At 58.9% G+C, this 11,219-nt stretch carries 12 protein-coding genes; 5 read left to right on the forward strand and 7 right to left on the reverse strand.

The window, feature by feature from the left end:
- Positions 1-206: 206 nt before the first annotated feature.
- Positions 207-929, reverse strand: coding sequence for a DUF3299 domain-containing protein (locus RBB47_RS28625; protein ID WP_305989345.1), 723 nt, complete (start codon positions 927-929; stop codon positions 207-209).
- A 94-nt stretch (positions 930-1,023) separates the two neighbouring features.
- On the opposite strand from RBB47_RS28625, the gene RBB47_RS28630 reads away from it, so the two are divergent.
- On the forward strand, positions 1,024-1,842 hold the full coding sequence (locus RBB47_RS28630) for a methyltransferase domain-containing protein (protein ID WP_305989346.1): 819 nt from the start codon (positions 1,024-1,026) through the stop codon (positions 1,840-1,842).
- Positions 1,843-1,941: 99 nt separating this feature from the next.
- Positions 1,942-2,583, forward strand: a complete 642-nt coding sequence (locus RBB47_RS28635) for a septation protein A (RefSeq protein ID WP_305989347.1) — start codon at positions 1,942-1,944, stop codon at positions 2,581-2,583.
- Between the two features lie 745 nt (positions 2,584-3,328).
- Here RBB47_RS28635 and RBB47_RS28640 read toward each other — a convergent pair.
- The 3 genes from RBB47_RS28640 to mtgA form a co-directional block, all read right to left on the reverse strand.
- On the reverse strand, positions 3,329-3,751 hold the full coding sequence (locus RBB47_RS28640; protein WP_305989348.1) for a hypothetical protein: 423 nt from the start codon (positions 3,749-3,751) through the stop codon (positions 3,329-3,331).
- A gap of 158 nt (positions 3,752-3,909) precedes the next feature.
- Positions 3,910-4,095, reverse strand: a complete 186-nt coding sequence (rpmF, locus tag RBB47_RS28645) for a 50S ribosomal protein L32 (protein ID WP_305989349.1) — start codon at positions 4,093-4,095, stop codon at positions 3,910-3,912.
- A 181-nt stretch (positions 4,096-4,276) separates the two neighbouring features.
- Positions 4,277-4,990 carry a monofunctional biosynthetic peptidoglycan transglycosylase gene (gene mtgA / locus RBB47_RS28650; RefSeq protein ID WP_305989350.1) on the reverse strand — a complete coding sequence of 238 codons (714 nt, stop codon included), beginning with the start codon at positions 4,988-4,990 and terminating at the stop codon, positions 4,277-4,279.
- Between the two features lie 244 nt (positions 4,991-5,234).
- On the opposite strand from mtgA, the gene RBB47_RS28655 reads away from it, so the two are divergent.
- A complete protein-coding gene (locus RBB47_RS28655; protein ID WP_305989351.1) occupies positions 5,235-6,140 on the forward strand; it encodes a polyprenyl synthetase family protein in 906 nt (301 codons plus the stop codon).
- Between the two features lie 55 nt (positions 6,141-6,195).
- On the opposite strand, the gene RBB47_RS28660 is transcribed toward RBB47_RS28655, so the two are convergent.
- The 3 genes from RBB47_RS28660 to RBB47_RS28670 are packed head-to-tail and all read right to left on the reverse strand — an operon-like array spanning position 6,196 to position 9,156.
- Positions 6,196-7,140: a prephenate/arogenate dehydrogenase family protein gene (locus RBB47_RS28660; protein WP_305989352.1), complete on the reverse strand. Its 945-nt coding sequence runs from the start codon at positions 7,138-7,140 to the stop codon at positions 6,196-6,198.
- A 17-nt stretch (positions 7,141-7,157) separates the two neighbouring features.
- Entirely contained in the window at positions 7,158-8,261 is a 1,104-nt protein-coding gene (gene hisC, locus RBB47_RS28665; protein ID WP_305989353.1) for a histidinol-phosphate transaminase, read from the reverse strand.
- A 28-nt stretch (positions 8,262-8,289) separates the two neighbouring features.
- Entirely contained in the window at positions 8,290-9,156 is an 867-nt protein-coding gene (locus RBB47_RS28670) for a chorismate mutase (RefSeq protein WP_305989354.1), read from the reverse strand.
- Between the two features lie 160 nt (positions 9,157-9,316).
- Here RBB47_RS28670 and RBB47_RS28675 point away from each other — a divergent pair, with 160 nt between their 5' ends.
- Together RBB47_RS28675 and metW are read left to right on the forward strand one after the other, a co-directional pair.
- Complete coding sequence (locus tag RBB47_RS28675) at positions 9,317-10,519, forward strand: homoserine O-acetyltransferase (protein ID WP_305989355.1); 1,203 nt, start codon at positions 9,317-9,319, stop codon at positions 10,517-10,519.
- Position 10,520: 1 nt separating this feature from the next.
- Positions 10,521-11,153: a methionine biosynthesis protein MetW gene (metW, locus tag RBB47_RS28680; protein WP_305989356.1), complete on the forward strand. Its 633-nt coding sequence runs from the start codon at positions 10,521-10,523 to the stop codon at positions 11,151-11,153.
- Positions 11,154-11,219 lie beyond the last annotated feature (66 nt).

Below are 11,219 nucleotides of genomic sequence, written 5' to 3' on the forward strand. Positions count from 1 at the left end.
CGAATACCTGTTTTGCAAATCTTTTTGGCACGTTTATTTTTTGAGCAGATACTTGAAAAACAAGAGAATGATCCGCTTGCAAGAGGTCTGCGCGCAGATGTTTTAGAGACGCTTTCACGCAACCCGCGAACCGCTTCAGCGGCATTCTGTCCGCCGACGATTTGGCAAGCGCCAAAGCCAGCCCGCTAGCACTCGGAATGGCGCATTCAATTCGCGGGTTGCCAATGCCCGGGAAAGGACAAAAAGCTCCTGTCTGACGATCCAGGCGGATTGCGCAGGGGACGCACCTTGGTCACTTTGAGATCAAACACTGCAATCATTTCGATTTGGCCGTCCAGAAGCATGATTTCCTGCCTGGTCGGTTGAATTGAGAGTGTCCCGATCAGTTTGACCGGTTCATAGATCGAATCCGCCTGCCAGTCGGTTGCGAGTGTGTAACGGATCATCTGGTTCGGGTCCGGCGCCGGCATGTGGCTGCACATGCCCCTTTCGGGAACAAGATAGCCGCTTGCCGATATTCCGCTATCGCCATCAAGCACGGGGATGACATATCCCGGGATCACGATCTCCTTGCCGTCCAGCTCCCGATTGCCCGCCATTGCCGCTTCTGCGCGCAGTCTGCCGACTTCCTGCCGCCGGGACAAAAGCCCATCTGTGTCTACGCCCGAGACGGCGAGCTTTGCCTCTTCCCGGTTCAGCCTTTCTTCAATCGCTGTTCTCGCCTCTTTGGCCAGGCCGGTTTCTGAAAGCCGTTGGCGCAGCCGGATCACGGTTCCCAGGGACCGCAGCTCCGTCAGGTTCAGCGCCGCGAACGGATCGTCGAAATCTGCCACTTCCGGGTCGATGAGATCCGGCCAATCCACCTTCTTTGCCGCCCAGACCGGCTGCAACATGCCAATCAGTAGGAAAAGGCAGAGGAAGGCGCGCATTTCGAAGGATCCGATTATTCTTCTGGATTCGATTGCCTATCTGATACCAGATTGAAGCGATTCTCGCACTTCACATCGACGCAAAGGTAGATCCATGACGTTTCTCGCGGATGCATTCAGACAAGTCGATACGTCTTCCGACTTGGCCAAACTGGAGATCTGCCTGTCGTTGATGGAGCGATTGCCGGACTTTTTGGCATACAAGAATATGTCTTATGACCTTCTCGCGCTTGATCCGGACGGCAAGGTTGCTGATGTCGCCTGCGGGCTCGGCTTCGATCTGCCACGGCTGAAGCAATTGGTCCCGACGGGTGAAGTAACGGGTTTCGATCTGAGCGAAAATTTCGTGAAGGCTGCGCAAAGCAATGTTGTGGATGTGCTGGGAACCGAGGACCCATCCGTCACCGTCCGGCAAGGCGACATCCACGCGCTTGGGTGCGAGCCGGATCTTTTCGACGCGGCAAGGATCGACCGCTCCCTTCAACACATTCCCGATCCGGCTGCGGCAATTGCCGGAATGGCAAGGATCGTCAGGCCCCGCGGCATTGTCTGCGCCGCAGAACCGGACTGGAGCAGTTTTGTCATCGGGTCCGACATGCCGGCAGCGTCAAGACAGGTCGAAGCGGCTTTCCGACGCGGCTTCCGCAATCCGCTGATTGGCCAGCAGCTCCCGGCTATGTTCGGGACGCAGCTTTCGGTGACACATCATAGCGCACATCCGATCCTGCTGCGCTCGCTCTCCGACGCAGAAATCATTTTCGACATCACGCATACCGCGGAACGCTGTGTCGAAAGTGGCGACATGAGCGCCACCGAAAGCCGTTCGTTCCTCGACAATCTGAGAAAAGCTGAGGAAACGGGAACGTTCTTCGCACTGCTGATCATCCATGTCGTTTCCGGCAGAAAGCACTGATTTGCCGGAAAGTTGAGGTTTGAACCGGCTTTGAACCTTGACCAGCCCACCCCCTTGCCCCTATCTCCCGGAAAAGCCTCTTAAGGAGCCCCCGAAGATATGGAACTAGAACACGCCCCGAACGATCCGACCCGCAAGGAGCTGTCGCCGCTGTTGAAGCTGGCGCTTGAGCTCGGTCCGCTCGCCGTGTTTTTCCTGTTCAATTCGCGCGGCGAACAGATAGCCGCGGCCTTTCCCGTGCTGCAGGTCATCGGTGAACCGATCTTCCTGGCAACGGCGGCCTTCATGGTTGCCATCACGATCTCGCTCACCGTTTCCCTTTGGCTGACCCGTCGGCTTCCGATCATGCCGCTGGTTTCCGGCGTCGTCGTGCTCGTCTTCGGCGCGCTGACACTCTGGCTGCATGATGAGCTCTTCATCAAGCTGAAGCCGACGATCGTCAACTGCCTGTTCGGCTCGGTGCTGCTCATCGGGCTTCTGTTCGGCAAGGCCCTGCTTGGCTATGTCTTCGACAGCGCCTTCAAGCTGACCGATGAGGGCTGGCGCAAGCTGACGTTCCGCTGGGGCGTCTTCTTCTTCGTCCTCGCCGCCATCAACGAAATCGTCTGGCGCAGTTTCTCGACCGATTTCTGGGTCAGTTTCAAAGTGTTCGGCATCATGCCGATCACCCTGGTGTTCACGCTGACCCAGCTTCCATTGATCCAGAAACACGCGATCACCGACGACGCTAAAGACGCCTGAGCGCGGCCGCGGCACATAAATCCCGCCTCAGGGTACGGCTTCATTTATGGGTCCGTACCCTAGGATACGGCCTCATAAATGAAGTCAATTTGGTTTGGATCGTTTTGACCAGCGGCAAGGAGCGAAAGCGCAGGAAATGTGGTTCATTTTCAAGCCTTTCGCGACGTAGCAGATGGTCAAAACGGCCAAATCCGAAGGACGGCAAAATGGCTTCACCTCGCAGCGTCAACGCACTTGACCGGGCATAAAGCCCGCTCTTCACTCGCTTCCTTGCGTGATTTCGCCATTTATGCCGCCAAATCGGCTTCATTTATGGGTCCGTACCCTAGTATAGCTCCCACGGGCAGACCATCTGCGTGTGCGTTGAATTGATCCAGCATCCCCTTGGCAGTGGGCCGCGCGGAAGAGGGTAGAAATAGTATCTTGGCCGATGTGCCGCCGCTTCGGCCGCGCTCGCGATTGCCAATCCCGCGATCACGCCAGCCGCATAAGCTGCGACAGGATGATGGTGGTGATGATGAGGCGGAGGATAGGGCGGATACGGATGATGATGGTGGTGGTGGTGGTGATGGTGGTCATGCGCGCTCGCTGACAGCGGCATCAGGCTGGCCAGCAATACGGCCGCAAACGTCAAAAATGTCTTCATGTCCCCCCCGGATCTATCAAATGGCTCGCCCGGAAGTAGACCACGGTTGCAGGACTTTTTCCCGGCGTAAATTTTGAAAAATTCGTGACAGGTGACGGCTCAGTGGCCGTCGCCATGCCCAAAGGAAACATCCCGCCGGGCTCCGGTGATCGAAATCGAAAAACCGGCGATCACATCGATCAGCGAAATCGCCATCAGGATGAAGAACAGCGACGTTGCCGCCTGCTGCAGAACCAGAAATTCCACCAGGTAGACAACGAAAACCACCACGGAAAACATGTGGTCCAGGAGCGCCGTTGTACCGATCCGTGTCGCCTTCAGGATCTCGATAAAGAGAAAGAACAGGCCAAGCGTGATCAGAACGTCGCTGGCGAGCAACTCAAACGTCGCGCCTGACACCATGGCAATGGAAATGACGGGCTGGGACCAGAAGAGCGGATTGTCGCTCCCTGCCGTGAAAGCAAAACCGTTGTAAATCAGCAGCGAGAAAAGTGTGAATGGAATTGCAGAAAATAGGCGCATGATGCGGCTCCCGAGGAAGAGGGACCCGGTCCGGGTCAACGCGGCGACCTGACACGATCAAAGACACGATTTCAAGGCAAAAGAAAAAGGCCGGCCTGTCGAGACAAGGCCAGCCTTATTCTTGGATTGCCGTGCGGCGATCTACCCTTGCGACAAGCTTATGCGTCGTCTTTCGGGGTCATGATCTGACGGCCCCGGTACATGCCGGTCTTCAGGTCAACGTGATGCGGGCGACGCAGTTCGCCAGAATCCTTGTCCTCGACGTAAGTCGGCTGCTTCAGGGCGTCCGTGGAACGGCGAAAACCGCGCTTCATGCGCGAGGTTTTTCTCTTTGGAACGGCCATTTTGTTTTTCTCCGTGGTCCATAACCGCGCGGCCCGGACCGGGTCAGCCCGGGGCGTGGCGGCACGCAGCGTGTTGGAATGCGCGGCGTTATACAGGCAACGCAAGCGTTTTGCCACCCCATAGACGAAAAATTCTTGGCCTTATCGGGACATGGAAGACGCAATGACGTTGATCGGCGGTTCAATTGGCCAAAACACACCCGAAAATCGGACCCGCGGACCGTACCCGGGCGAGGTTCGTGGCCGCAAGACGTCTGTGTCCCGCCGACGGATTGGCCGAGTTCCGGCCCAGCGGGTTCGGCAGGGCGGTTGCCAGGCGGGCGGCCTCCGTCCGCGTCAGATCCTTCGCCGGTTTTCCGAACCAGGCCTGCGCAGCCGCTTCCGCGCCGAAGATGCCTTCGCCCCATTCGGCAATATTGAGATAGATCTCCAGGATCCGCTTCTTGGACAGGATTGCATCCAGCATCAGGGCCAGCGGCAGTTCCAGAGCCTTGCGGATGTAGGATCGCTCTCCCCAAAGGAACAGGTTTTTCGCCGTCTGCATGGTTATTGTGCTGGCGCCGCGTGGCCGTTCTCCCTCGCTGAGCGCTTCGACCTGATCCTGCAAAGCGTCCCACTCGACGCCGTCGTTGGTGCAAAACCCGCTGTCCTCCGAGGTGATTACCGACCTGACAAGGTTTGGCGAAATCTCCTCAAGCGGCACCCATTGCCGGTCAACCCAAAGAAACTGGGCGTACCGTGCGATCATAAGCGTGCTGACCGGAGGGACGACGGAATAGATAATGGTGAGAACCGGCGGCAGCAGTACAAGCACCAGAACGATGCGGATCAGCCACTTGCGCAACACGCGCAACGGACCCGTGGCCGGTTTGGTCTTGCTCTTTTTTTTCGCCATTCACCCAGTTTCGCAAAGCATGATCCGGGAGCTCTTTAAGAGCGTGTTCCGAAACAGGCGTTACTTCAAATTGACCGCAGCGTACAATTGGAAGTTTCGCAAGCCTTAGCAAATAACCGTCTTGCCGCGCGCCGTCCATAGCCAGAATTTGGGTGCGGGCCAAACGGCTCCGGCAGTCAAGTGGCTTGACGCGGGAGAAATTTCAGGACAGGGAAGCGCCGGAAAGACCTTGGCGGATGCGTATATGACCTTTGACCTCAAACCCTATCTGGCAGAACGGGCGCGGCACGTGGAGGCGACGTTGGAGACGATCCTGTCGCCGGAAAGCCAGGCAAAGGAAATCACGCGCCCGCCGCGTCTGCTTGCGGCCATGCGCCATGGCGCCCTCAACGGCGGCAAGCGCTTGCGTCCCGTCCTCGTCCTTGAGGCTGCCAAGTTGTTCAAACGCGAGGATGAAGGCGTCCTTCAGGCGGCTTGCGCCCTGGAACTGGTCCACTGCTATTCACTCATTCATGACGATCTGCCGGCCATGGATGACGACGACCTGCGCCGGGGTCAGCCAACCGTTCACAAAGCATTTGACGAGGCGACCGCGATTCTTGCCGGCGACGCCCTGTTGACCCTCGCATTTGACGTGATTGCCGGCGACGCGGTTCATGACGATCCGGCAGTCAGGCTTTTGCTGTCTCGAGAGCTGTCCCGGGCATCGGGGCTTGGCGGAATGGCGGGCGGACAGATGCTTGATCTGGAATCCGAACACCGCGATCGTACCGAGATGGAAATCCGGCTGCTTCAATCCATGAAAACCGGAGCCCTGCTGCGGTTTGCGTGCCGTGCCGGAGCTCTTTTGGCAAATGCGCCGATTGAAGATGTGGAGCGCCTCAGCCGCTTCGGTGAGGTGATCGGCCTTGCCTTCCAGCTTGCGGACGATCTTCTCGACGTTGAAGCCAGCCCTGAGGCCATGGGCAAGGCCACCGGCAAGGATGCCGAGGCCGGCAAGGCAACCCTGGTCGGGCTCTGGGGTGCTGAGAAAACGCATGCCGAACTGACAAGCCTGCTCACCGAGGCAGAAACGCTTCTTGCCGAATACGGTGATCGTGCAAGCACGCTGACCGCACTTGCGGACTACATCGTCAAGCGCCAGAACTAGTGAGTCTTCTGCCAATCAGTCGGTTACGCACCCAAACCAGGATCGCTCGCGCAGCTTATTCCGCCGCACCGCTCGGGTTGCTGGCTACATGGCGGCCAAAGTCCGGTGCATCGGTTTCCTGACCCGCTTCGATGATCGAGCGGCGGATGCCTCTCGTGCGGGTAAAGAGGTCGAAAAGCATCTGGCCGTCGCCCCAGCGGATCGCCCGTTGCATCGCCGACAGATCCTCGGAAAACCTGGCAAGCATTTCCAGGATCGCTTCCTTGTTGTTGAGGCAGACGTCCCGCCACATGGTCGGATCCGACGCCGCAAGACGGGTAAAGTCGCGGAAACCCGAGGCCGAATACTTGATCACCTGCGACTTGGTCACAGTCGCCAGGTCATCGGCGGTTCCCACGATATTGTAGGCAATCAGATGAGGCAGGTGCGAGACGATCGCCAGCACCAGATCATGATGCTTCGGCTCCATGAGATCCACATCCGAGCCACAGCCCTGCCAGAACGCCTTGAGCTTCTCCAGCGCCACCGGATCGGTATTTTCAGAGGGCGTCAGGATGCACCAGCGCTGGTCGAACAGGGTCGCAAACCCGGCGTCCGGGCCAGAATGCTCCGTACCCGCAATCGGGTGTCCCGGTATGAAGTGAACACCCTCCGGTATATGCGGGCTGACTTGTGCGACGACCGATTCTTTCGTCGATCCGACGTCGCTGACGATCGCGCCCTTCTTCAAGGCCGGAGCGATCCACTTGGCGACTGCCTCGTTTGCACCAACCGGCACGCACAGGATCACGAGATCTGCGCCCTCGACAGCAACGGCGGCATCAAGCGCATAGTGATCGCCAAGGCCAAGTTCTTCCGCGCGCTGCAGGGTGACCGGCGACCGGGTGGAGATGGATATTTCTTTTACCAGTCCGCGCTGACGAGCCACCTGGGCAATAGATGACCCGATCAGGCCAATACCGATCAGGGCCATGCGTTCAAAAAGGGGAGCACCGGTCATTTTGTTATGTTCTGCCCTCAGGCTTTTCCCAGAAAGTCTTTCAAGTGTTGCAAGACGGCCCGGTTTGCCTCTTCGGAGCCGACCGTCATGCGCAGCGAGTTCGGCAGGCCGTAGTTTCCGACCTGGCGCAGCACGCATCCCCGTTCCAGAAGATAGGCATCCGCGTCCACTGCGCGCTTGCCGTCTTCATCTGGAAAATGGATCAGGACGAAATTGCCGACGCTTGGAACGACTTCAAGACCGAGTTTTTCCAGCTCTTCGGTGATCCAGGGCAGCCAGGCATCGTTGTGTTCGATCGCCCTGGTGACAAACTCGCGGTCCTTGACCGCGGCAATGCCGGCAGCGATCGCCATGCCCGAAACGTTGAAGGGGCCGCGAATGCGGTTCAGTGCATCGATGATGTGAGACGGACCAAAACCCCAGCCAATGCGCAGATTGGCCAGACCGTAAATCTTCGAAAACGTCCGCGTCATGACCACGTTTTGCGATGTCGCCGCAAGTTCAATCCCGCTTTCATAGTCGTTCTTGCGCACATACTCGGCATAGGCCGCATCAAGAACCAGAAGCACATGCGGCGGCAGGCCCTCGTGCAGACGCTTGATATCCTCGAACGGCAGGTAGGTGCCTGTCGGATTGTTCGGATTGGCAACGAAGACCATCTTGGTCTTGTCCGTGACCCTGGCCAGGATCGCATCAACATCGGTTTTCAGGCCGGTTTCCGGCGCAACGACGGGCGTCGCACCTGCTGACCTGATGGCAATGTCATAGATCAGGAAACCGTGCTCGGAATAGATCGCCTCATCGCCGGGGCCAAGATAGGCATAGGCCAGAAAGCTCAGGATTTCATCAGACCCGGCACCGCAGATGATCCGGTCGGGATGCAGCCCGTAGGTCTCGGCAATAGCATCCCTCAGCTCGATCGCGGCGCCATCCGGGTAGAGTTCCAGGTTATGAGCAACGGTCTCAATCGCGGCCTTGGCGGCCGGACTGGCGCCCAGCGGGGTTTCGTTGGACGAAAGCTTGTGCAGGGTCTTCCCGTGCGTGCCTTTTGATTTTCCCGGAACATAAGCGGCAATATCCAGGACACCTGCCTTGGGTTCGGGGCGATCCGGTCTGGTCACGTTGCTTCCCTCATTCACGTCGTCTCGTTCACTCTTGCGGTTCGTCGGCGCCGAACGCGTCGTCCGCATCGCTTTCGCCATCAATCGGTGCTGCATAGCCACCGACACGCCGCAGCACGTTCGGCTCCGCGCCGGCCGCAACACAGGCCTTCAGCGCGTCTTCTTCGGTCAGTTCTCCCGAAATCGCCAGCAAGGCATCAACGCCGCTCGCCGAGCGGAAGAAACTAAGCACCTCAATGCCCTGATCCATGAGCTTGCCCGGCAGGATATCTGACCAGCGAGCGTCATAGACCGCAACGTCGGCCTTGTCGACCAGGCTCCCGGCCTTGGCGAGAACAAGAGCCGGGAGATCTGCCGGCCGCTCGTCCAGAACGACAAAAGGAAGTCGTGCCCGGACAAGAGCGCCCGCTTCGCTCAGCCCCCGCCACCAGGGCAGCTCCGCACGCTCGTTCAGCGCGACAAGTCCAATCGCCGTATCCGACACACCGACGGCGTCGACCACATCTGCAGCATCGCTGCACGGGTCCAGCTCGGCTGAAAATCCGAAATAGAATCGGGTCAGATCGAACAGATCGATCAGATCCGCGCCACCATCGAGATAGATGACGGTGTCCGTTTGCGGGTTTACACAAGCACAGATGATGTCCCGCCAGATGTGTTCGACCGTTGCCAACGGCAGAACACCTGAATGACGTTCCACCAATTGTCGAACACTGTCCGCGTCCCGTTCCGGACGGAAGGAGCCTGCCGAGCCCCCGGCGGCTTCCTCCAAAGACCTTAGGTCGGCTTCCACACGGGCACGGTCCATCAAGGCCTGATGGATACGCGTGTCGATCTCGTCGACGCGCGCGCGCAGGTCGTCAGGTTTCGTCCCGCTGTCCGGTGTATTCGGCATCCGATGATCCAACTTATGTTTTGTCGTCAGCGGCGCATAGTCATAGGGATGTGATCGCCCAAACGCAAAAGAAAACATTGACTCTGCAAGCCCGGCACGGCTAGGTCGCCAGTCTGTCCGAAATCCCATGCTCAAAACCTGAAGACCGCCCAGCTTAATCATGCCCGCTGACAGCAACAATCCGGCATCCCTGAACGACCTTAAGGCAAGCGAAGCCGAAACGCCGTCCAGCAAGCTCGTGCGGTTTCCTGAAGACGAGGCGCTTGAACTGGATTCGGGGACCAGGCTGGGCCCCTGGCAAATCGCGTATGAGACCTACGGTACGCTGAATGCGGACAAGACAAACGCCATTGTTGTCTGCCATGCCCTGACCGGTGATCAGTACGTCGCCTCGACCAATCCGGTGACGGGCAAACCCGGCTGGTGGCACCTGATGGTGGGACCGGGCAAGCCGATCGATACCAATCACTACTTTGTCATCTGCGCCAATGTTCTGGGTGGTTGTCTCGGCACGACCGGGCCGGCAACCATCGACCCGGCGACCGGAGCGCCTTACGGGCTCAACCTGCCTGTCATCACGATCCGCGACATGGTGCGTGCGCAGGCCCGGCTGGTCGATCATCTCGGCATCGAGACAATTTTTGCCGTCATTGGCGGCTCCATGGGGGGCATGCAGGTTCTTCAATGGGCAGCAAGCTACCCGGAGCGCGTGTTCGCAGCCGTTCCAATTGCCGCTTCAGCGCGACACACGTCGCAGAACATCGCGTTTCATGAGGTTGGGCGCCAGGCGATTATGGCAGATCCCAACTGGGCCGGTGGCAACTACATCCAGGAAGATGTCCGCCCGACCAAGGGTCTCGCCGTTGCCCGCATGGCCGCGCATGTGACCTACATGTCCGACGAATCCCTTCACCAGAAATTCGGCCGTAACCTGCAGGACCGGGAAAACCTGACCTTTGGGTTCGATGCAGACTTTCAGATCGAAAGCTACCTGCGGCACCAGGGAATGACTTTTGTCGACCGGTTCGATGCCAATTCCTATCTCTACGTGACGCGCGCCATGGACTATTTCGACCTTGCGCAGGAATTCGGCGGAGCATTGCCGAATGCATTCACGGGCACGAAGACGCGCTTTTGCGTGATGTCATTCACCTCCGACTGGCTGTTTCCGACCTCGGAGAGCCGCAGCGTCGTCAAGGCGCTCAACGCCGCCGCCGCGAACGTTTCCTTCGTCGAGATTGAGAGCGACCGGGGGCATGACTCCTTCCTGCTCGACGTGCCGGAAATGTTTGAAACCATTCAGGGCTTCATGACCGGCGCCGCGCGCGCGCGCGGCATCCCGATGCCGGGGGAGGCTGTCTGACATGAACCTTGCACCGAAACAGACCCGTCCCGGTGAAGTCCGGGGCGATCACAGGGTCGTCGCGTCGCTGGTCCCGGTCGGTGCGCGCGTCCTCGACATCGGATCAGAGGACGGCGCCCTGCTCGATCACCTTGCGCGGGAACGGCAGGTGGACGGGCGCGGCATCGAGCTCAGCCAGGCCGGTGTGAACCGGTGCGTGGCACGCGGCTTGTCGGTGATCCAGGGCGACGCGGACAAGGATCTCGCCGACTACCCGGACGATGCGTTCGATGTCGTCATTCTCAGCCAGACGCTGCAAGCGACCCGTGAGCCGAAAAAGGTGGTCCGAGAGCTCCTCAGGATCGGCAAGCAGGTGGTCGTCTCGATCCCGAACTTCGCGCATTGGCGCAACCGGATGCAGCTCCTTTTCAGGGGCCGGATGCCAGTGACCAAGTATCTTCCCTACGAATGGTACGACACGCCCAACATCCATTTCTGCTCCCTGCGTGATTTCGTCGAACTTTGCCGCGAACTGGACGCCGATGTCGAAAAGGCAATTGCCCTTAGCGCACACGGAAACAAGATCCCCGTCAACGCGCCCTGGTGGGTCTGGAACATCGTCGCCGAACAGGCGGTGTTTCTGCTGAAGCGCTAACGAAACACGAGCTGCCCAACCTGTTTCTGTTGACCCCCACCCCTAACCCCTCCCCACAAGGGGGAG

This window comes from Roseibium sp. MMSF_3544 (assembly GCF_030732845.1).
In the GTDB taxonomy this organism is placed as follows: Bacteria; Pseudomonadota; Alphaproteobacteria; order Rhizobiales; family Stappiaceae; genus Roseibium.

What these genes read in the sequence shown, in the direction of transcription:
- rpmF (WP_305989349.1), bottom strand. Translation starts at nt 4,095, where the DNA reads ATGGCCGTTCCAAAGAGAAAAACCTCGCGCATGAAGCGCGGTTTTCGC.
- RBB47_RS28625 (WP_305989345.1), bottom strand. Translation starts at nt 929, where the DNA reads ATGCGCGCCTTCCTCTGCCTTTTCCTACTGATTGGCATGTTGCAGCCG.
- mtgA (WP_305989350.1), bottom strand. Translation starts at nt 4,990, where the DNA reads ATGGCGAAAAAAAAGAGCAAGACCAAACCGGCCACGGGTCCGTTGCGC.
- RBB47_RS28635 (WP_305989347.1), top strand. Translation starts at nt 1,942, where the DNA reads ATGGAACTAGAACACGCCCCGAACGATCCGACCCGCAAGGAGCTGTCG.
- RBB47_RS28670 (WP_305989354.1), bottom strand. Translation starts at nt 9,156, where the DNA reads ATGCCGAATACACCGGACAGCGGGACGAAACCTGACGACCTGCGCGCG.
- RBB47_RS28660 (WP_305989352.1), bottom strand. Translation starts at nt 7,140, where the DNA reads ATGACCGGTGCTCCCCTTTTTGAACGCATGGCCCTGATCGGTATTGGC.
- RBB47_RS28630 (WP_305989346.1), top strand. Translation starts at nt 1,024, where the DNA reads ATGACGTTTCTCGCGGATGCATTCAGACAAGTCGATACGTCTTCCGAC.
- RBB47_RS28675 (WP_305989355.1), top strand. Translation starts at nt 9,317, where the DNA reads ATGCCCGCTGACAGCAACAATCCGGCATCCCTGAACGACCTTAAGGCA.
- metW (WP_305989356.1), top strand. Translation starts at nt 10,521, where the DNA reads ATGAACCTTGCACCGAAACAGACCCGTCCCGGTGAAGTCCGGGGCGAT.
- RBB47_RS28655 (WP_305989351.1), top strand. Translation starts at nt 5,235, where the DNA reads ATGACCTTTGACCTCAAACCCTATCTGGCAGAACGGGCGCGGCACGTG.
- RBB47_RS28640 (WP_305989348.1), bottom strand. Translation starts at nt 3,751, where the DNA reads ATGCGCCTATTTTCTGCAATTCCATTCACACTTTTCTCGCTGCTGATT.